The organism is Sphingomonas sp. So64.6b, assembly GCF_014171475.1.
Taxonomy (GTDB): Bacteria; Pseudomonadota; Alphaproteobacteria; order Sphingomonadales; family Sphingomonadaceae; genus Sphingomonas; species Sphingomonas alpina_A.
Genome location: NZ_CP048817.1, coordinates 4,981,244 through 5,002,179 on the forward strand (window position 1 = coordinate 4,981,244; position 20,936 = coordinate 5,002,179).

Below are 20,936 nucleotides of genomic sequence, written 5' to 3' on the forward strand. Positions count from 1 at the left end.
CCCTCAGAAGATCGGCAGCGGCAGTGCCGCGACCCGGCTCTTGCCGCCGATGCGATCGAGATAGCCGGCCTCGTCGTCGCCGATCGTCTCGCTGACATAGCGGTCCCAACCGCCTTGCTCCCCAGCGCTGGCAACATAACCGCGCAGATGTTCCATGTCCCAGCCATAGTCGGGCGGCATCGATGTCGGATGCGCGCCACACGGCGCCGGAATCACGCCGGTTACGAACATGCGCTCGACGAAATTCGCCCGGGCAGCACCCGCGTCGCCGATTTCGATCCGGTCGACGACTTCTTCCGCCGAAACGAAGGTTTCCGTGGCCGCCCGGGCGAACCATTCATCATAATAGAAGTCCGGGCCGAATGCCTGAATATTGCCCCAGCGATCGGCGCGCTGGACATGGATCAGCGCCGCGTCGAGCTTGAGTGCCGGCATCGCAAGCAGCACCTCATGATCGCCATAAGGCGATGTCACGGTTTCAAACCCGCCATGTGTCATCACATCGGTGCCGAGGCCGACGCGGGTCGGCAGGAACGGCAGGCGCATCGCCGCCGCCTTCAGCCCCCATTGCAGCATGCCTTCGTCAAGTTCGAGAATGTCGAGGCTGCCGGCTTCCCGCGCCTTGCGGAAATAGGGCTCTAGCGGAATCGCGTCTAGCGAGACGAAACCGAAGATCAGCTTGCGCACCTTGCCCGCCGCGCACAGCATGCCGGCGTCGGGACCACCATAGGTGACGACCGTCAGATCCTCGAGATCGGACCGCAGGATTTCGCGCACGAGCGCCATCGGCTTGCGCCGCGGACCCCAGCCACCGATGCCGATGGTCATTCCGCTGCGAAGACGGCCTTTTAACTCGCGCAGATCGAGCGTCTTATCCATTCCTCCCCCACGGGCTTAACGCCCTCATCGAGTGGCTTTTGGGGGTGGAGTTTCGGGCATTTGGTCACAATCACCATTTGGGGAGCGACGGTGCGGCAATAATGACGATCAACTTCGCGATAACGAAAGGGATTGAGGATGACGGGCAAGGAGCGTCTGGTGGCGATCGTCACCGGCGGCACGCGCGGACTTGGCAGGGCGATCGCCGAACGGCTGCTGAGTGATGATTGGACGGTTATCGTCTGTGGGCGACATGAACCCGAGACGCCGGTCGCGGCCGGCGACAATGTCGCAACGGCGCTGGTCAGCGACGTGCGCGATCCGGAATCGGTGGCGCTGCTGATCGCCGAAACGATCGCGCGGTTCGGGCGGCTCGACTTGCTGGTCAACAATGCCGGCGGTGCGCCAGCGGCCAATATCGTCGATTCCTCGCCGCGCTTGATCGAGAAGATCATCGCGCTCAACTTGCTCGGCCCGATCTTCGTATCGCAGGCGGCTTACCCCCATCTGCGCGCGACGAACGGCTCGATCGTCAATATCGGCAGCATTTCGGGTCGCCGGGCATCGCCGGGCACGACCGCTTATGGCGCGGCGAAGGCGGGGTTGCTCAGCGCCACGACCAGCCTCGCCATGGAATGGGGACCCGAAGTCAGGGTCAACGCGATCGTCGTCGGGCTGGTCGAGGATCCCGATCAGGTGGACCATTATGGCGGCGCGGCGGCGGTTGCGCGGATCGGCGCGGGAATCCCGTTGCGCCGGATGGCGCGCGGCGCCGATCTCGCGGCGACGGTCGCGTGGCTTGCGTCATCCGAGGCTGGTTATGTCAGCGGCGCGTGCGTCGAATTGCACGGCGGCGGCGAACCGCCCGCCTTTCTGCATCTGGCACGCGACTGAAAGGGCAGCCTATGACGTACGATCTGCTGATCCGCGGTGGCACGATCGTCGACGGGAGCGGCGCGCCACCTTTTACCGGTGATGTCGCGGTATCCGCCGGACGCATTGTGGCGGTCGGCAAGGTCGACGGTTCGGCGGAGCGCGTCATCGACGCCACCGGGCTGCTCGTCACGCCCGGTTTTGTCGATATCCACACCCATTACGACGGTCAGGCGACCTGGGAAGCGCGGATGCAGCCTTCGTCGTGGCACGGGGTGACCACCGTGGTGATGGGAAATTGCGGCGTCGGCTTCGCGCCGTGCCGGCCGGGCGACCGATCGACGCTGGTGCGGCTGATGGAGGGCGTGGAGGACATTCCCTATCCCGTGCTGATGGACGGCCTGCCCTGGAACTGGGAGACTTTTGCAGACTATCTGGATTCGCTGGCGGAGCGGCGCTTCGATGTCGAGATCGGCGCGCAGCTGCCGCATGCACCGTTGCGCGTCTATGCGATGGGCGAACGCGCGGAACAGCGTCTGCCCGCTGACCGGCGCGAGATCGCGCTGATGCGCGCGCTGGCGTGCGAGGCGATCGAAGCGGGCGCGCTTGGCTTTTCGACATCGCGTACGATCATGCACCGCGCGGCCGACGGATCGCCGACGCCGACGCTGGCGGCGGAGGAGCGCGAGCTGATGGCGATCGCCATGGGCTTGTCCGACGCCGGGCGCGGCGTGCTGCAATTCGTGTCGGATTTCGACGATCCGCGCGCCGAATTCGCCATGATGCGGCGGCTCGTCGAAGCATCGGGGCGGCCGCTGTCCTTCTCGCTGGTGCAAAGCGCCTCGCGTCCGGACAATTGGAAAATTCTGCTCGCCGAATTGTCGCGTGCGGTGGATGACGGTTTGCCGATGCGCGCTCAGGTCTGCGGCCGCCCGGTGGGCATGATGCTCGGTTTCGAGCTGAGCCTGAACCCATTTCTCGAAACCAAAACCTATCGCGATGTCGCGGCGCTGCCGCTGCCCGATCGTGCCGCCGCGCTTGGCGATCCGGCGATCCGGCGATGCGCCGTCGCCTGCTCGCCGACGCGGTAGACGGCTCATCGCAATGGGCGCGCTATCTGGCCGATATCGAGCGCATGCTGATCCTCGATCCTGTCCCGGACTATGAAGCGCGGCCTGAACGCTCGATCGGGGCGATTGCACGGGCGCGAGGCATCTCGCCGGCCGAGGCCGCGCTGGACCATATGCTCAGCGAAGAGGGGCGTGGTGTGCTGTATCTGCCGTTCCTCAACTATGCCGACTATAATCTCGACGCCTGTCATCAGATGTTGACTCACCGCGACACAGTGAGCGGCCTGTCCGATGGCGGCGCGCATGTCGGCACGATCTGCGATGCGAGCTTTCCGACCTCAATGCTGACGCACTGGACGCGCGACCGCAGCCGTGGCCCCAAATTGTCGCTGGCCGAAGCGGTCGCGCTGCAGACGTCGAAGACGGCGGCGGCGGTCGGATTGACCGATCGTGGGCTGATCCGGCCTGGGCTTCGGGCCGATATGAACATCATCGATCATGCGGGGTTGGTGCTGCATGGCCCGGAGGTTGCCTATGATCTCCCCGCCGGCGGACGACGGCTGTTGCAGCGCGCGGAGGGGTACCGGCATAGTTTCGTCGGCGGGGTGGAGACCTATCGCGACGGTCAGGCGACGGGCATGCTGCCGGGCCGGTTGATCCGTTCGCCACAAATTGCGGCAGGACCGGTTGCGGTGGCGGCATACACGTAGGAAAATACGCGCAAAGACACGGCGCGCGCCCTTCCCTCCAAATGGGGATGGCAGAACAGGTCGCGGCGCGGGACAGGAGAGGCAGGATGAGGATGGCCACAAAAAGCCTTGAGCTGACAGATTCACTGTTGAAGCTGCTTTACGGCGGACCGCTTGAAACGGTGCCGTGGCGCGGCTTCCTCGCGGCGCTGACCGATCATATCGGATGCGACAATGCGGCGATTACGCTGCAGTTGAGCCGCAAGGGGCTCGCGCCGATGCTGATCTGGGGAAAGGACACCGCCGTGCGCGGCGATCTGGCCCGCGACATTGGCGGCCTCCATGCCGAAATGGGTCATATGGACCCGCTGCGCAACGCGCTCGACCGGTCGGGCGAAATCCTGCTGCTCGAGGAAGTGACCAGCCGCGAGGCGCTGCTCGAGGATAAATTCTACCAGACCGTGCTGCGCCCCTACGGCATCGAACAGGCGCTCGGCATGTATGTCCGCGAACCCGGCGGTCTGGAATGCAATATCGGCCTGACCAGCTCGGCCGAGGGCGTTCGCTTCGGCAAGGCGCACAAGGATTTCATGGCGCTGCTGCGGCCGCATTTCGTGCAGGCGCTGCAGCTGTTCGCGCGCATCTATCGCGACGAATCCGAAATCGAGGTGCTGACCGACGCGCTCGACCGCCTGACCATCGGCACCTTCATGATCGACGGCCGGGGCAAATTGCTCCGTTCCAACGGCGCCGCGCGCGCCCTGGTCGAACATGGCGAGGCGTTTCGCGTGATCGATGGCCGGCTGATCCTCAACGGTCGTTCGGACTCGGCGCGTTTTCGTCAGGTCATCGATCAGGCGCTCACCGCGCGGCTGGCCCATGACAAGGACGATTATGTCCGCGCCTTCCGCTGCATCGACAATGGCAATGAAGATCTCGGCATCCTCGTCCGGGCGATCCGGCGCGATCGCCAGTCGCCGGCCGATCTCGGCCCGGCGGTGGTGGTCTATGCGACCGATGCCGGCCGCACCGGGTCGTTCAAGCAGCTGATCGCGACTCTGTTCGATCTGTCGCCGTCCGAGGCCAATCTCGCGGCGTTGCTGACCGAGGGGCTGACTCTGGCCGAAGCCGCGCGCGAGGCCGGCCTGACCGAGAGCACGGTGCGCAGCTATTCGAAGAAGATCTTCGCCAAGCTCGGCGTCAGCCGCCAGACCGACCTGGTTCGCCTGATCCTGCGCAGCGTGGCGATGTTGGGATGAGCGATACGGCCGACGCTATCGCGGCGCACCTCGCCGCCCATGTCGGCCGGTCCTATGGACCTTACCGTGCATGGGATGCAGTCAACGCGCCGATGATCCGTCAATGGCGTGAGGCGATCTCGGCCGAAAACGACGATGCCGCCGCGGCAGCGGATATCGCGCCGCGCTCGATGATCAACGTGTGGATGATGCGCGGACTGGCCGACAAGCGGCCGGCGGACTCGGTATCGGACGATCCGTACGAACTCGTCGGCCTGTTGCGTGAGCAAGGGTATATCGGTGTCGTCGCGACCAGATGCACGCAGCAATATGGCCGCAACCTGCGCGCGGGCGAACGGGTCGAGAGCCAGGTGATCGTGGAATCGGTCAGCCCCAAAAAGGCCACTGCGCTCGGCGACGGCTATTTCATCACGCTGCACCATGCGTATTCGGTCGATGGCGAGCCGGTCGGTTCGATGGCCTTCACCACCTTGCATTACGCACCAAGGGTACAGGCCAAAAAGCCGTCACCGCCACAGCCGGGCATCAGCGACGATACGCGTTTCTTCTGGGAAGGCCTGAAGGCCAACCGCCTGCTCGCGCAACGCTGCGACGATTGCGGTACGCTGCGCCATCCGCCCGGACCTGTTTGCACCAAATGCCACTCCTTCGGCTGGAGCGCGGTCGAACTGAGCGGTCGCGGGACCCTGTATAGCTGGACCGTGGTCCATCATGCCGCGCATCCCGCGTTCGATTACCCCCATGCGATCGGCCTGGTCGATCTCGACGAAGGCCTGCGCATCGTCGCGCCGCTCGAACATGTCGCGCTGGACAGGCTGGCCGACGGGATGGCGTTGCAGGCCGCTTTCCACAATGTCGACGATGAGGATCGCCTGCCTGCGTTCCGGCCGGTCGCGGAGGCGGCCTGATGGACTATCGGATTTCCGACGAGCAGCGCGCGATCGCCGATCTCGCCGGTGACCTGTTTACCGGCAACGGCGACACGCCGCCGCCATGGTCGGTGCTGGAGGCGGCGGGGCTGCCGCAATTGCTGGTGCCCGAAGCGCTGGGCGGCGTCGGCCTGGGACAGGTCGATATGGCGCTGGTGCTGATCGAGCAGGGCAGGGGACTGGTCGCCACGCCGTTGTGGCGGCACGCGGTGGCCGCCCTGGTCTTGGCGCGCGCAGGGCGAACGCCGGCGCCCGGCGAGCGGCTGACGGTCGCGGTGGAAAGCGACGCGAGCGCTGAACGCACGGGCGATCGCTGGACGCTACGCGGCACCGCGCGGGCCGTATCGGGCGCCGGTGACGCCGCGAAGGCCGTCATTGTCGCACAAGCGGGTGATCGCGCCGGGCTTTTCGAAATCGACCTGAGCGACGCCGACGTCGCGCGCGTGGACGGAATATTGACTGATGGAGAGGCGGCCAGCGACCTCATCCTGACCAACGCGCCGGCACAGTTGCTCGACGTGGACGCTGGCTGGCTGCGGGCTCGTGCCGCCGCTTGCCTCGCCGCGCTAGCAGTTGGTGTGGCGCGCGGCGCGGTCGAGCGGACCGCCGCCTATGTCACCGCGCGCCATCAGTTCGACCGCCCGATCGGCAGCTTTCAGGCGGTGGCGCAGCGCATGGCCGATGCGTTCACCGACGTCGAGGTGGCGCAGACGCTGGCGATGGAACTCGCCTGGCGGATCGATGCCGGCGCGGATCTCGGCAACAGCGTCGAGGTCACGACCTATTGGGCCAATCAGTGCAGCCACCGTGTGGCGCATGCCGCAATGCACTTGCATGGCGGCATCGGCGCCGACACCAGCTATCCGATTCATCGGGTGCTGTTGATGAGCCGCGCGCTGGAACTGATGTTGGGCGGTTCGCGGCAGCAGATCGCGCGGATCGGCGAAAGGCTGGCGGCATGATCGACCTGTTCGTTGCCGGAACACCGCTGCCGCCCGTCGATATCCCGGTCACCACGCGGTCGATCGTCGCCTCGGCGCTGGCGACGCGTGACTATCAGGATGTGCACCATGATCTGCCGCGCGCGCGCGAACTCGGCACGCCTGATGTGTTCATGAACATCCTGACCTCGAACGGCTATGTCGAACGCTATGTCGACCGCTGGCGCGATCCCGCAAGCGAGATCGAATCGATCGAACTCAAGCTCGGCACTTCCAATTTCCCCGGCGATGTCATGCAGATGACTGGCCAGGTCGAAACCGTCGATGGCCATCGCGCGACCTTGTCGATCACCGGCGGCAATGCGCGCGGTGCCCATGTCATCGCGACCGTCACCGTCCGGCGGGTCGCGGCATGACATCGAATGCCCTTTCCGGCGCGGCGGCGATCGTCGGCATCGGCGCGACCGAGTTTTCGAAAGCTTCGGGCCGGACCGAGATCCGCCTTGCGCTGGAGGCGGCTCTCGCTGCGCTCGCCGATGCGGGAATCGCGCCCGAAGAAGTCGACGGCATCAGCACTTATACGATGGACAACAATCCGGAGGCGGACGTGCATCGCCTGCTCGGTGGCCGCGCGCTGCGCTTCTTCTCGCGCATCGATTATGGCGGCGGGGCGGCCTGCGCGCCGGTGATGCAGGCGGCGATGGCGGTCGCGTCGGGCGCCGCCGAAGTGGTGCTGTGCTACCGCGCGATGAACGAGCGGTCCTGGTATCGCTTCGGCCAGGCCGGCGGCGTCGCGCCGTCCGCACTATACAAATCCACGCATTACAGCTGGTATTCGCCCGCGGGACTGCTCACCCCCGCGTCGCAAGTGGCGATCGCGGCGCGGCGCTACATGATCGATTTCGGCGCGACGAGCGAAGATTTCGGCCGCGTGTCGGTGGCGGCGCGCGATTTCGCGGCGACCAACCCGGCGGCCTTTTTCTACGGCAAGCCGATCACGCTTGAGGACCATCAGACTTCGCGCATGATCGCCGATCCGTTGCGGCTGCTCGATTGCTGCCAGGAAAGCGACGGCGCGGTGGCGCTGATCGTCACGTCGCTCGATCGCGCCCGGCAATTGGGCGGGCGCCCGGCGGTGATCCGCGCGGCGGCGCAAGGCAGCGGGCCGGAACAACATCTGATGACCAGCTATTATCGCGACAGTATCTCGGAACTGCCCGAGATGAAGCTGGTCGCCGACCAGATGTATGCGATGAGCGGGCTGGCGCCCGCGGATATCCAGACCGCGATCATCTACGATCATTTCACGCCCTATGTCCTGCCGCAGCTCGAGGCGTGCGGTTTCTGCGCGCGCGGCGAGGCCAGGGAATTCATACGCTCGGGCGCACACGCACGGGGCGGCCGCTTGCCGATCAACCCGCATGGCGGCCAGCTTGGCGAAGCTTATGTGCACGGCATGAACGGTATCGCCGAAGCGGTGCGGCAAATCCGCGGCACGTCGGTCAACCAGCAACCAGGGGTCGAACATGTGCTTGTCACCGCGGGCGCCGGGGTGCCGACCAGCGGCCTGATCCTGGGGCGGGACTGACCATGCATATCGCACTGACCGCCGATCAGGAGCGCGTTCGCGCCGCGACGCGCGTCTATTTCCAGGGCCTGCTCGGCGACGGCAAGCGCGCCGCCTATGACGCGGAGGTCGCGACCGGCGTCGAGGCCGGACCGGAATATCGCCGCCTGATCCGTCAGATGGGCAAGGATGGCTGGCTCGCCGTCGGCTGGCCGGTGGAATTTGGCGGGCGTGGCTATGGTCCGGTCGAACAACTGATTTTCCTCGAAGAGACGCAGCGGGCAAGGGCCCCTTATCCCTTTGTCACGCTGTCGACGGTCGGCCCGGCGCTGATGGCGCATGGCAGCGATGCGCAGAAACGGCGCTTTCTGCCCGGCATCGCCGCTGGCGAGATCCATTTCGCGATCGGCTATACCGAACCCGGTTCGGGCACCGATCTCGCCAGCCTGCGCTCGACCGCGGTGCGGCGGGTGGATGGCGGCTTCACCGTCAATGGCCAGAAAATCTATACCAGCCATGCCGAGGGTGCCGATTTCATCTGGTTTGCCGCGCGCACCGATCCGGATCGGCCGCGCCACAAGGGGCTGTCGATCCTGATCGTCGATACCAGTCGTCCGGGTTTTTCCGCGACGCCGATCCATACCGTTGGCGGGATGCGCACCAACGCGACCTTCTACGATGATGTCGTGGTCGATGAGGATATGCTGGTCGGTGAATGGAATGGCGGCTGGAAACTGATCACCTCGCAATTGAACCATGAACGGATCGGCCTCGCCGCGCGCAACGCGATCGGTGAAGCTCTGTTCGATCGGGTCCTGGCCTGGGCGCGCACGCCGGCGGGCAATCGCCGGCCGATCGACGATCCGACGATTCAGGCGCTGCTCGGCGAATGCGAGGCGCGGCTGCACGCGGTGCGCAGCTATAATTACCGGCTGGCGTCGGAAATGGCGCATGCCGAACCGTCCGCCGCGCTCGCATCTTCGGCCAAGATCTTCGGCACCGACACGATGATCGAAGTCTGCCGGCTGCTGCTCGAAGTGCTCGGCATGGGCGGCCTGTATCGGTCCGGCAGCCCGGCGGCGCTGATCGGCGGCGATGTCGAGCAATATTACCGCAAGTGCCAGATCAATACCTTTGGCGGGGGAACGGCGGAAGTGTTGCGCGACATCGTCGCCCAGCACGGCCTCGGCACACCGCGGGTGGTGCGGTGATGGTGGACAAATGGGATCGCGCGCTCGGGCCGCTTGACGATGCGGACCTGCAGGCGATCTTCGATCGCCGCCTGCCGATCGTGGCGCGGCATGTGCCGTCGAGCGACTTTACGTTCGCCGATCTGATCGAACAGCGTGCCGCCGAACGTGGCGATGCGGTGTTCCTGATCGATGGCGATCGCCGCCGTTCATGGGCCGAGGTCGAAGCGGAAAGCCGGCGCATTGCCCATGCGGTGCGCGAATTGGGTCTGGCGCGCGGCGATGTCTGCGCGATCATGCTTCAGAACCGGATTGAATATGTCACCGTGATGCTCGGGCTGGTGCGCGCTGGCGTGGTCGCAGCGTTACTCAACACGAGCATCGGCGGCGCGGCGCTTGGGCACGCGATCCGTGAAACCGGCGCACGCGCACTGATCATGGGCAGCGAGTGCCAGTCGAGCTTTACCGGCATCGCGGCCGATTTGCCGCGCTGGATCGTGCGTGACGGCGATGCGGCACCGTCCGATGGTCAGGTCGATCTGCTCGCCCGGGCGGATACCATCGGCGACCGGCCGATCCCGGCCGGCTGGCGGGCGGGCATCGTTGGTGAGGATACCGCCCTGTTCATCTTCACCTCGGGCACCACTGGCCTGCCCAAGGCGGCGATCCTCAGCCATATGCGCTGGCTGATGGGCGGCGACATCAAAGTCGCGATGATGGAGCTGGATGAGCGCGATATGTTCTACTGCTTCCTGCCGATGTTCCATGGCGCGGTGATCATGTCCTTGTTCGCGGCGGCGGTCGCGGCGGGCGGGCCGCTGGTGATCCGCCGCCGCTTCAGCGCAAGCCGCTTCTGGGACGATGTGCGCGAACATGGTGTGACCACCTGCCAATATGTCGGGGAGATATGCCGCTATCTGATGAACCGCCCGCCGCGTGACGACGATCGCGATCACACGCTGCGCGCGATCACCGGCACGGGAATGAGTCCCGAATTATGGGGCCCGTTCCAGCGGCGCTTCGGCGTGCCGCAAATCTATGAAGGCTGGGGTGCGACGGAATGCAACACCTCGCTGGTCAATTACGAGAATGTGCCGGGCGCGGTCGGCCGGGTGATCGACTGGGCGCGCACCAATCTGCGCATCGTGCGTTTCGATGTGGAGACGGAAACGCATCCGCGTGATGCCGATGGTCATTTAATCCTGTGCGCGCCGGGTGAAGCGGGTGAGGCGATTGCGAAGATCACCCGCTCGCCCAGGACCGGCGGCGGGCGGTTCGAAGGCTATACATCGGCCACCGCGACCGAGCGCAAGATTCTGCGCAACGTGTTTGTGTCCGGCGACGAATATTGGAGCTCGGGCGACCTGCTACGCTGCGAGCCGTCGGGCCAATGCTATTTCGTCGACCGGATCGGCGATACCTTTCGCTGGAAGAGCGAGAATGTCTCGACTCAGGAGGTTTCCGACCTGCTTGGCGATCTGCCCGGGCTGGAGATGATCGTGGTGTACGGCGTGAAGGTGCCCGGCGCGGAAGGCCGCGCAGGAATGGCGGCGCTGATCATGCAGGCCGGCGCGGTATTCGATCCGGAGGCTTTCTATACGCTCGCCACCACCCGGCTGGCCACGTTCGCGGTGCCGCTTTTCGTGCGGGTGTGGCGCGACCCCGATTTCACCGCCAGCTACAAGCTGCGCAAGGTCGATCTGCAGCGTGAGGGATATGATCCCGCTCAGGTGGATGACCCGCTGTTCGTCATCGATCACGACCGCCATCGCTATGTGCCGATCACCCCCGCTGCGGTCGCCCGCGCGACCGGCGTCACAGTGGCGGCATGACCGGCACGACAATATTCAGTTCAAAGGCTTCAGGAGGCTGTCATGGTTGAAGCACGCTCACATCTGCCGATCCCGTTCGGCTGGTTCGCGATCGGCATCTCGGACGATTTCGCGTCCGGCACCGTGCATACGCTGAACTATTTCGACACTCAGTTCGTGCTGTGGCGCGGAGAGGATGGAGCCTTGCGCGCGCTCGATCCCTATTGCCCGCATCTTGGCGCGCATCTCGGCCATGGCGGTGAAGTCGTCGGCAACGACTTGCAATGCCCGTTCCATCACTGGACCTTCGATGGCCTGGGGATCGTCACCGGCATCCCCTATTCGCCCTCGGTCCCGCCGCTGTTGAAGCGCGCCTGTGGGCGCGGCTGGCGGGTCGAGGAGCAGCACGGCGTCGTCTATACCTGGTTCCACCCTGACAAGGCGCCGCCGCTCTGGGATCTGGCGACGGCCGAGGAACTGGACGGCGGTGACTGGGAGCGGATCGACGGCCGCAGCTGGCGCATCGGCGTCCATGTACAGGAGATTACCGAGAACGGCATCGACTATGCCCATTTCCGCGCCGTGCACGGCACCAAGTCGCCGCCCGAGCCGACCTGGGAGATCAAGGGTTATCAGCGCAACAGCCGCGTCACCACCAAGATGGAAACGCCACGCGGCCTGGTCGATGGCACGATCGTGGTGCGTAATACCGGCCCCGGCCAATCCTATATCCGCTTCCACGGCATTTCCGAACTGCTGGTGATCAACCTGCCCACCCCGATCGACCGCGGAGCGACGCTGCTGCGTGAGGAATTCTATGTGCCCAAGGGGCTGGACGGCAGCCCGCGCCGGGCGGCGCTGGGCGTCGCGCGCAACATCATGTTCCAGGTCGAACAGGACATGCCGATATGGGAGAACAAGCGCTTCGAACCGCGCCCGATCCTGGTGCGCGGCGATGGCCCGATCCTCGATTACCGCAAGCAATATGCGCAATATTATGCCGAGCCCGTGGACGCATGATCGACTGAAATCGCATCCCGCCGGGATGCCTCAGACGTTGCGAACGACCGTAATTGTTCGCAACGTCGTGCGACCTAAACCGTCTCCGTTCCTCTATTCCGCGGCCTGTGCCGTTTGCTGCGCGCGAAAATGCGGGATCACCTCGGTGCCGATCAGTTCGATCGTCTCCATGATCCGCTCGTGCGGCACGCCGCCCATTTGCGACAGGAACAGGATCTCGTCCGCGCCGGCGTCGAGCAGGCGCTGGACATAGGCGATGCAATCCTCCGGCGTACCATAGGCGTCCTTCACTTCCTCGAAATAGCCATGGTTGGTGTGGAGCGAGATTTTGTCCTCGCCGATCACGGCGAACTTTTCCTGCTCGAGTTGTTTCAGCGCGGCGAGATGTTCGTCCGCGTCGAGATCATAGGCGGTCGGCTTGGGCAATCCCTGATACCAGTGCGCAAGCGCCTCGGCGAAGAAACGCTGGCCGCGCAGGCCGACCCGGCGCGCCAGGTCGCGATCGCGCGAGACGATCGTCGGGCACAGCGCGGCAAGGTGCTGGATCGGGCGGAAACCGACCTGATCCTCCGGTTTGCGGCTGTTCCACGCCTCGCGGTAGACGCGGCTCTTCTCGGCAATATCCTCGGGACCGCCAAAGCCCATCACCAGCGCGCCGATGCCGCGCGATCCGGCCATGCGCAGCGAATCCGGGCGCGTCGTCGCCATGTAGATCGGTGGATGCGGTGTCTGCAGCGGCTTGGGGTGGATCGGGCGCGACGGGATGTCGATGAATTCGCCATGATGCTCGATCTCGTCCTGCGTCATGATCTTGGGGATCAGGTACATCGCCTCGTCGATGATCGGCTGAAGCTCGGCAAGGTCATAGCCGAACGCGCCGGCTTCCTGCTGACTGCCGCCCTTGCCGACACCGAAATGAACGCGCCCGCCCGACAGGATATCGAGCATCGCGATCCGCTCTGCGACTTTGATCGGATGATTCATGTTGGGCATCAGGCAGACCACGCCATGCCCGATGCCGATCCGCTTGGTGCGCGCCGCGACAAAGGCGAGGAAAGTCTCCGGCGTGCTCATATGCGCATATTGGGTTAGCCCGGTATGCTCGACCGCCCAGATATTGTCGAAGCCGAACCGATCGAGTGCTTCCGCCTGGTCGACCATCTCGAGCAAGGTGCGACGCTCTTCCTCGGGTGTCGGATTGGCGACTTGCGCTTCATAGATCATCGAGAATTTCATCGCGCTCTCCATCATGATTGACTGCACCCTAGGGTGCCGATGGGGGCGAAAAAATCGCTATTATTGGACCATAGTATTCGCAAAATTAGATAGCTTGTCGTCGAGGAAGCGGGCGAGCCGGCCCGGCAATTCTCCGTCGGGATCGGTGCGCCACACCAGCGAAAGCTGCATCGCCATATCGAAATCTACCGGCTGGATGAACGCGACATCGGGGGGGGCATGGCCACGCAACGACGCGGGCACGAACCCGATTCCCATTGCGCGATTGACCACTGCCATGGTCACGTCGGAGGTCGGCGTCTCCATTACGATGCGCGGCGCATAGCCGCGCCGTTCGCACGCGGCGAGTAGCCGGTCGTAAAGCCGCGGGTTCTTCTTGTGCGATGCCCAGATGATCGGTTCCTGGCCCAGATCGGCAAGCCGGATCGATTTGCGCCCGGCGAGCGGATGATCGGTGTGAATCGCGAGCAGATACGGATCGAGCATCAGCGGCCGCGCCGCGAAACGCAAGCGCGGAGAGGTGAGCGCGGCGGCGACGTCCTCCTCCGGCGCATGATAGAGGAAGCCGATATCGATACCGCCGCTTTCGAGTTCCGCGCGCTGCTCTTCCGACACCAGAGGACGGAGTTGCACGGCGATGTCCGGATGGGCCGTCCCGAAGGCCTCGAGCGCGCCGAGCATGCCTGGCTGACGCGTCACGATCTCCGCAAAGCCGACCGTGATGCTGCCGACGGTGCCGCCGGAGATGGCCTGAATCCGCGCATGCGCGCGGCCCGCGGCATCGAGAATCGCCTGTGCTTCCTCCAGCAGCGCGGCGCCGGCCGGGAGCAGGCGCATGCCGCGTGCTTCACGCGCGAACAGCGGTGTGCCGCCCAGTTCCTGCTCGAGCAGCCGGATGCGCCGCGAGATCGCCGATTGCGCGGTGTTGAGCCGGCCCGCGGCGGCAAGCAGCGACCCCGCTTCCGCCACGGCGAGGAAATAGGGCAAGTGCCGGAGGATCGCCGCGGTCGGCCGTGTCGTCACATGTCGCGCTCCCTGTGGCGCGCCATCATATCAGTGCCAGCTGCTTCCGCCATCCGCCGTCAGCACCGCGCCAGTGGTGAAGCTGGATTGATCGCTGGTCAGGAACAGCGCCATCGCGGCGATTTCCTCCGGCGTGCCCGCGCGGTTCATCGCCAGCCGAGCCAGCGTCACGTCGCGCCGCGCCGGATCCTCGACATAAAGCGCGTCGGTCATCGGCGTGGCGATGAAGCCCGGGCACAGCGCGTTGGCGCGGATATCCGGTGCCAGTTCGGCGGCGAGGACCTTGGTGAAGGCGATCAGCCCGCCCTTCGACGCGGCATAGGCGGACATGGTGGCGTTGGGACGAAGGCCGCCGAGCGAAGCGATGTTGACGATCGTGCCGCCCCCCGCGCTGCGCAGATGGGGAATGGCGAAGCGGCACAGCTGTGCAGGGGCAAGCAGGTTCACATCGTTGATCCGGCGCCACATCGCTTCGTCGGTATCCTCGATCGGCGCTGTGCGCAGGATGCCGGCTGCGTTGACCACGCCGTCGATCCCGCCAAGCGCATCGGCGAGCGAGTCCATCGCGACTTTCAGCGCGGGGATGTCGGTGATGTCCAGCGCCTGTCGCGCATCGCCGATATCGGCGAGCCCACCGGCGTTGAGATCGATCGCACCGATCCGCGCACCTTCGCGCGCAAAGCGTTCGGCGACTGCCCGGCCCATGCCGGATGCCGCGCCGGTGACGATGATCCTGCGACCATGAAGCTGGCCGGCGGTCGATTGACCCATGATCCTCTCCTTTTCCCAGCCATTGTCGGCTAACTCCACGGTCCACACGCTCCCCAATTGGGGATGCGCGCTGCGCGGGTCGCATGTCACACCGCCGGACAAAGCGAGGGAGAGGCGGCATGAACCGCGTAAGAGCATGAACGTCGATTATGACGAGGACGTTCGCGCCCTGATGGATCACGCGCGTAAACTGCTCGATGCGCGCGGCGCAATCGATGCGGCGCGGCGCGTGTTGGAGACGGCAGGCGACACGCATGCGACGGGGCTGTGGCGGGAACTCGGCGCACAGGGCTGGTGTGGCGTGGCGATCGATGACGCGCACGGCGGGCTTGGGATGGCCAGCGTGGCGCTGGCCGGTCTGGCCGAGGAACTTGGCCGGTCGCTCGCACCGGTGCCGTTCGCGTCGTCCATCTATGGCTTCGCCCAAGCCATCGCGCTCGCCGGCAGCGAGACTCAGCGCGCCGCGTTGTTGCCTGAAATCGCCAGCGGCGCGCTGATCGGCACGCTCGCCTTCACTGAAGGTCCTGGCACCCCCTTTGCCGCGCCGCCGACCGCGCGGGTGGAGCGCGGTCGCCTGCACGGCACCAAGCAGCCCGTGACCGATGGCGCTATCGCTGATTGGGCGGTGGTGCTGGCCGCCACCGCGGACGGGCCGGGCCTGTTCGTCGTCGGCCTCAACGACCCCGGCGTGACGCGCCGGTCAGTCTCGACGCTGGACCCGACCCGGCCCGCCGCCCGGCTCGACTTTGCCGATGTCCCGGTCGAGCCGGTCGGCCGCACCGGCGATGGCGTCGCGCTCGCGGCGCAAATCCTTACGCGCTACGCCGTCCCGCTGGCGTTCGAAGCGATCGGCGGCGCCGACGCGTGCCTCGAAATGGCGGTCGCTTATACCAGGACTCGCTTCGCATTCGGCCGGCCGGTCGCCGGCTATCAGGCGGTCAAGCACCGGCTCGCCGACATTTACGTGAAGAACGAGATGGCACGCTCCAATGCCTATTACGCGGCATGGGCTGCCGATCATGATCCTGCCGTGTTCGAATCCGCCACGGCGGCGGCGCGCATCGCGGCGTGCGAGGCCTATTGGTTCGCGGCGAAGGAGTTGATCCAGCTGCATGGCGGAATCGGCTTCACTTGGGAGATGGACTGCCACCTCTTCTATCGCCGCGCACGGCATCTGAGCACCGCCGCCGGAGCGCCCGACTGGTGGCGCGCGCGACTGGCCGATCAGTTGCGACAGGTGGCGGCATGACCTTCGACGACACGCCCGAACAGGCCGCCTATCGCGCGACGGCACGCACCTGGATCGCCGATCATATGCCCGCGCCGATAGACGCGGCCGATGCCCCGATCGGCTCGACCGAACATCTCGAACATATGCGGTTGTGGCAGCGCGCCAAGGCGGAGCATGGCTATGCCTGTATCGCCTGGCCGGCCGCCATCGGTGGGGGCGGCGGCACGCCGATCCAGCAAGCGATCTTCGACCAGGAGGAGGCACGTGCGGGCCTCTCGTCGAACTATTTCATGACCGGCTTGAAGATCTGCCTGCCGCCGCTGCTGAAACATGGTAGCGATGCGCAGCGCGCGCGCTTCATCGCCCCCGCGGTGCGCGGCGACGAGATCTGGTGCCAGCTCTTTTCCGAACCGAGCAATGGGTCGGATCTGGCGGCGGCGCGGACCCGTGCGGTGCGTGTTGGCGATGGCTGGCGGATCGACGGGCAGAAGGTGTGGAACAGCAACGCCGATCGTTCCGATTTCGGCCTGCTGCTTGCGCGTACCGATCCCGATCTGGTCAAGCATGCCGGCCTGACCATGTTCTGGATCGATATGCGCGCACCCGGCGTTGATGTACGCCCACTGCGTCAGATGAATGGCGGCGCTGAGTTCAACGAAGTCTATCTCGACGGCGTGATGCTGCGCGACGATCAGCGCGTGGGTGATATCGGCGAGGGCTGGGCGGTCGCGCTCACCACGCTGGCGAACGAGCGTGCCGCGCTCGGCGGGGGGACTGGGCCGACCTGGCGCGACTTGCTCGCGTTGGCACGGCTGGTGCCGTCGGGCGATAGCGTGCTCGCCGACGATCCGGTGTTCGGCCAGCAGCTCGCCGGCTTCTATACCGAAGCGGAATCCTTTCGCCTGCTCGGCCTGCGCATGCTCAGCAAATTGTCGCGCGGCGAACAGCCGGGGCCGGAGGCTTCGGCGGCGAAACTGGTCTGGTCCAACCATGTCCAGGCCTTGTCGGCGGCGGCGGTCGAACTGACCGGCGATTATGGCATGATCGACGATCCCGCGCTGGCGCCGCTGGCGGCGGCGTTCCAGGCGCGGCTGATGTGGGCGCCGGGCCTTCGCATCGGCGGCGGCACTGACGAGATACTGCGCAACATCATTGCTGAGCGGGTGCTTGGCCTTCCCGCCGATGCGCGTGCCGACAAGGGCATGGCGTTCCGTGACATCCCGCAGGGGACGCGCTGACCGCATAAGATATGCAACAATAAGGGTGTCCTATATCTCCCCGTTCGGCGAATCGATTCAAGCGCCGGTCGACCCTCGCTATCGCGGCAATGCGGTGGTTCGTCGTGTCGCCCGGCAAGGCATGTGGAAAATCAGTAGAGGATCACCGATCGCACCGCCTCGCCGCTGCGCATCATATCGAACCCATGGTTGATCTGATCAGGGCTCAGGCGATGCGAGACGAGCGGTTCCAGGTCGTAATCGCCTGTCAAATACATATCGACGAAGCGCGCGACGTCCTGCCGCTTGGCGCCGCCCATCAGCGATCCGGTCCAGCGCCGGCCGGTGAGCAGCGACATGGGTTGCGCGGCCAGTTGCGCGCCCGCGGGCATGATGCCGACACAGACCGCGACGCCCCAGGCGGGATGCGACGCCTCCAGCGCTTGCCGCGCCAGATCTGGGATGCCGACGCATTCGAAGGTGAAATCGGCGCCGGCGCCGGTCAGCGCCTGAATTCGCGCGATCGCGTCTTCCTCCGCCGGATCGATGAAGTCGGTTGCGCCGAGCACGCGTGCGACGGCCTCCTTGGCCGGATTGCGATCGACTGCGATAATCCGCCCCGCGCCCGCGATCCGCGCGCCTTGAATGACGCTGAGGCCGACGCCGCCCGTACCGAACACCGCGACCGACGATCCGGGCGTCACCTTCGCGGTGATCAATGCCGCGCCGATTCCGGTGGTCACGCCGCAGCCGATACAACAAATATGGTCGGGCCGCGCCGCCTGCTCGACCTTGCTCAGCATATCGGCCATCACCACGGTCTTTTCGGCGAAAGTGCCGAGGCCCGCGAACGCCTTGACCGGCTGCCCGTCGAGCAGGAACGGCGCATGACCCCGCTGGATGCGCGCGCCGAATTCCACGCAGAGATTGGTCCGCCCGGACAGGCAGAATGCGCATTTGCCGCAATCGGGGATCAGGAAAGGGACGACATGATCGCCGATCGCGAAATCGTCCACGCCCTCGCCGAGTGCGATCACTTCGCCATAACCCTCATGGCCGAGCACGACGGGGAATTGCGAATGGGATTGGCCATCGAGCACATGGAGATCGGAATGGCACAGGCCGGTGGCGATCAGCCGGATCATCACCTGGCCCGGGCCGGGATCGATCAGCTCCACGTCGCGCAGCTCCATCGGCTGATGGGGCGCGAACGCGATCGCGGCGCGTGTGGTGACTGGCATGATGATCCTCTCCGGCTGTTACCGGCCGCCATGATCGCCGCGCAGCGGCCTCGGCTGAAGTCCCCAAACGGGGGTGATGCACGTGCCGCTCGCATGCGAATTTAGCGCCGATAAGAACGGAGAGGAGGGCGCGGGGATCTGCCTGCCGGTTTGCCGGCGGTGGGGAATCGCGTCGAACAGAATATGGCATTACCGACCGCTGAAGAACTGGATTTCGATCCGCTTGCGCTGAAGCAGAAATACATCGCCGAGCGCGACAAGCGCCTGCGCGCCGAGGGGAGTGCGCAATATCGGCAAGTCGCTGGCGACTTCGCCCATTTCGTCGATGATCCGCACGCGCCTGAGGGCTTTTCGCGGCCGGCGCGTGAGATCGATGTCGAAGTCGCGGTGATTGGTGGCGGTTTTGGCGGCCTGATCGCGGCGGCGAAGCTGCGCGAGGCGGGCGTCGAGACGCTTTGCGTGATCGAGAAGGGCGCCGATTTCGGCGGTACCTGGTACTGGAATCGCTATCCGGGCGCCGCGTGCGACGTCGAAAGCTATGTGTATCTGCCGTTACTCGAGGAACTGGGATATATGCCCAGCGAGAAATATGCGCGCGGGCCGGAAATCCTCGATTATGCGAAATCGATCGCGCGGCGGCACGACCTCTACGACGACGCGCTGCTCCAGACCCAGGTGACGCGCGCCGACTGGGACGACGATGCCCGCCGCTGGATCGTCTCGACCGATCGCGGCGACCGCGTCCGCGCGCGGTTCGTGGTTGCCGCCAACGGGCCACTCAATCGGCCCAAGCTGCCCGGCATCTCCGGCATCGAGAATTTTCGCGGTCACATGTTCCACACCAGCCGCTGGGATTATGCCTATACCGGTGGATCGCCCGATGGCAGCCTGACCGGGCTGGCCGACAAGGCGGTGGGCATTATCGGTACCGGCGCGACCGCGATCCAGTGCATTCCGCATCTCGGGCGGGACGCCGGCGAGCTTTATGTCTTTCAGCGCACGCCGTCATCGATCGATTATCGCGGCAACCGGCCGACCGACCCGGATTGGGCGGCCTCGCTGAAACCTGGCTGGCACCGCGAGCGGCGCGACAATTTCAACCTGCTCGTCTCGGGCGGTCAGGCGGAGGTCGATCTGGTCGGCGATGGCTGGACCGACATCATGCGTAACTTCAGCATGATGGCGGTGAAGGCGGCAAGCAGCGGCGGCGCGGATCAGGCCGCGCTGGTCCAGCTCGCCGATTTCCGCAAAATGGAATCGATCCGCGCGCGGGTGGACGAACATGTTGCGGATCCGGCGGTCGCCGAGGCGCTGAAGCCCTGGTACAACCAGTTCTGCAAGCGGCCCTGTTTTCACGACGATTATTTGCCGACCTTCAACCGGCCCAATGTCCATCTGATCGATACCGGCGGGCGTGGGGTCGAGCGGATCACCGCTGACGGCGTGGTTGTCGGCGACACCGAACACAGGCTCGATTGCCTGATCTTCGCCACCGGGTTCGAAGTCGGCACCAGCCATGCGCGACGGGCGGGTTATGAAATTTGCGGGCGTGACGGCGCGACGCTCAGCGATCGCTGGGAGAGCGAGATGACGACGCTCCACGGCTTCCTCACGCCCGACTTTCCCAACCTGTTCGTCTTCTCGCTCGATCAGTCGGTTGTCGCGGTAAACTTCACCCATATCCTGACCGAGCAGGCCGAACATGTCGCCTATATCATCGGCCGCTGCCGGCGGGAGGGGGTCGCTATGGTCGAGGCCAATCGCGACGCGGCGGCGGCTTGGGCGCGCATGGTAAAGGACAGCGCGCGCGACCCGACCTATTCGCGCGAATGCACCCCCGGCTATTATAATAATGAAGGGCAGACCGGCGGCTTCACCTCACGCACTTTCGGACAGGGCCCCGTCGCCTTCTACCGGCTACTCGCCGACTGGCGCGAGGCCGGCGACATGGCCGGGATCGATCGCACGCCGATCGACTGGACGCTGTAG

At 65.5% G+C, this 20,936-nt stretch carries 19 protein-coding genes; 14 read left to right on the top strand and 5 right to left on the bottom strand.

The window, feature by feature from the left end; all coding sequences use genetic code 11:
• Positions 1 to 3 precede the first annotated feature (3 nt).
• Positions 4 to 879, bottom strand: a complete 876-nt coding sequence (locus G4G27_RS23680; protein WP_183110907.1) for a CoA transferase subunit A — start codon at positions 877 to 879, stop codon at positions 4 to 6.
• 138 nt (positions 880 to 1,017) lie between these two features.
• Between G4G27_RS23680 and G4G27_RS23685 the strand changes: the two genes are divergently transcribed.
• From G4G27_RS23685 to G4G27_RS23730, 11 genes are all read left to right on the top strand, one after another.
• The gene (locus tag G4G27_RS23685; protein WP_183110908.1) at positions 1,018 to 1,773 is read left to right on the top strand and encodes an SDR family oxidoreductase; all 756 of its coding nucleotides are present in this window, start codon (positions 1,018 to 1,020) and stop codon (positions 1,771 to 1,773) included.
• Between the two features lie 11 nt (positions 1,774 to 1,784).
• Complete coding sequence (locus G4G27_RS24385) at positions 1,785 to 2,843, top strand: amidohydrolase family protein (RefSeq protein WP_267134678.1); 1,059 nt, start codon at positions 1,785 to 1,787, stop codon at positions 2,841 to 2,843.
• Positions 2,813 to 3,532 (top strand): amidohydrolase family protein, encoded by a 720-nt coding sequence (locus tag G4G27_RS24390; protein WP_267134679.1) that lies wholly within the window; start codon positions 2,813 to 2,815, stop codon positions 3,530 to 3,532. Before G4G27_RS24385 ends, G4G27_RS24390 begins: the two co-directional genes overlap by 31 nt.
• Positions 3,533 to 3,618: 86 nt before the next feature.
• Positions 3,619 to 4,770: a LuxR C-terminal-related transcriptional regulator gene (locus G4G27_RS23695; protein ID WP_183110909.1), complete on the top strand. Its 1,152-nt coding sequence runs from the start codon at positions 3,619 to 3,621 to the stop codon at positions 4,768 to 4,770.
• Positions 4,767 to 5,678, top strand: coding sequence for a Zn-ribbon domain-containing OB-fold protein (locus G4G27_RS23700; protein ID WP_183110910.1), 912 nt, complete (start codon positions 4,767 to 4,769; stop codon positions 5,676 to 5,678). Before G4G27_RS23695 ends, G4G27_RS23700 begins: the two co-directional genes overlap by 4 nt.
• Positions 5,678 to 6,661 (top strand): acyl-CoA dehydrogenase family protein, encoded by a 984-nt coding sequence (locus tag G4G27_RS23705; RefSeq protein WP_183110911.1) that lies wholly within the window; start codon positions 5,678 to 5,680, stop codon positions 6,659 to 6,661. Before G4G27_RS23700 ends, G4G27_RS23705 begins: the two co-directional genes overlap by 1 nt.
• On the top strand, positions 6,658 to 7,056 hold the full coding sequence (locus G4G27_RS23710) for an acyl dehydratase (RefSeq protein ID WP_183110912.1): 399 nt from the start codon (positions 6,658 to 6,660) through the stop codon (positions 7,054 to 7,056). Before G4G27_RS23705 ends, G4G27_RS23710 begins: the two co-directional genes overlap by 4 nt.
• A complete protein-coding gene (locus tag G4G27_RS23715) occupies positions 7,053 to 8,228 on the top strand; it encodes a lipid-transfer protein (RefSeq protein ID WP_183110913.1) in 1,176 nt (391 codons plus the stop codon). Before G4G27_RS23710 ends, G4G27_RS23715 begins: the two co-directional genes overlap by 4 nt.
• A 2-nt stretch (positions 8,229 to 8,230) precedes the next feature.
• On the top strand, positions 8,231 to 9,418 hold the full coding sequence (locus G4G27_RS23720; RefSeq protein ID WP_183110914.1) for an acyl-CoA dehydrogenase family protein: 1,188 nt from the start codon (positions 8,231 to 8,233) through the stop codon (positions 9,416 to 9,418).
• Positions 9,418 to 11,229, top strand: coding sequence for a long-chain-acyl-CoA synthetase (locus G4G27_RS23725; protein ID WP_183114000.1), 1,812 nt, complete (start codon positions 9,418 to 9,420; stop codon positions 11,227 to 11,229). The genes G4G27_RS23720 and G4G27_RS23725 overlap by 1 nt, the downstream gene beginning before the upstream one ends.
• Positions 11,230 to 11,271: 42 nt before the next feature.
• On the top strand, positions 11,272 to 12,228 hold the full coding sequence (locus G4G27_RS23730) for a Rieske 2Fe-2S domain-containing protein (RefSeq protein WP_183110921.1): 957 nt from the start codon (positions 11,272 to 11,274) through the stop codon (positions 12,226 to 12,228).
• Between the two features lie 93 nt (positions 12,229 to 12,321).
• Here the strand turns inward: G4G27_RS23730 and G4G27_RS23735 are convergent, their stop codons facing one another.
• Genes G4G27_RS23735 through G4G27_RS23745 form a run of 3 tightly spaced genes read right to left on the bottom strand, consistent with a single transcriptional unit; the run spans position 12,322 to position 15,258 of the window.
• Positions 12,322 to 13,464 (bottom strand): LLM class flavin-dependent oxidoreductase, encoded by a 1,143-nt coding sequence (locus G4G27_RS23735; RefSeq protein WP_183110923.1) that lies wholly within the window; start codon positions 13,462 to 13,464, stop codon positions 12,322 to 12,324.
• Between the two features lie 60 nt (positions 13,465 to 13,524).
• Positions 13,525 to 14,487, bottom strand: a complete 963-nt coding sequence (locus tag G4G27_RS23740; RefSeq protein WP_183110925.1) for a LysR family transcriptional regulator — start codon at positions 14,485 to 14,487, stop codon at positions 13,525 to 13,527.
• A 30-nt stretch (positions 14,488 to 14,517) separates the two neighbouring features.
• Positions 14,518 to 15,258, bottom strand: a complete 741-nt coding sequence (locus G4G27_RS23745) for an SDR family oxidoreductase (protein WP_183110927.1) — start codon at positions 15,256 to 15,258, stop codon at positions 14,518 to 14,520.
• 136 nt (positions 15,259 to 15,394) lie between these two features.
• On the opposite strand from G4G27_RS23745, the gene G4G27_RS23750 reads away from it, so the two are divergent.
• Entirely contained in the window at positions 15,395 to 16,507 is a 1,113-nt protein-coding gene (locus tag G4G27_RS23750) for an acyl-CoA dehydrogenase family protein (protein ID WP_183110928.1), read from the top strand.
• On the top strand, positions 16,504 to 17,727 hold the full coding sequence (locus tag G4G27_RS23755) for an acyl-CoA dehydrogenase family protein (protein ID WP_183110930.1): 1,224 nt from the start codon (positions 16,504 to 16,506) through the stop codon (positions 17,725 to 17,727). Before G4G27_RS23750 ends, G4G27_RS23755 begins: the two co-directional genes overlap by 4 nt.
• Positions 17,728 to 17,858: 131 nt before the next feature.
• On the opposite strand, the gene G4G27_RS23760 is transcribed toward G4G27_RS23755, so the two are convergent.
• Complete coding sequence (locus G4G27_RS23760) at positions 17,859 to 18,947, bottom strand: zinc-binding dehydrogenase (RefSeq protein WP_183110932.1); 1,089 nt, start codon at positions 18,945 to 18,947, stop codon at positions 17,859 to 17,861.
• A gap of 183 nt (positions 18,948 to 19,130) precedes the next feature.
• On the opposite strand from G4G27_RS23760, the gene G4G27_RS23765 reads away from it, so the two are divergent.
• Positions 19,131 to 20,936 (top strand): NAD(P)/FAD-dependent oxidoreductase, encoded by a 1,806-nt coding sequence (locus G4G27_RS23765; protein ID WP_183110933.1) that lies wholly within the window; start codon positions 19,131 to 19,133, stop codon positions 20,934 to 20,936.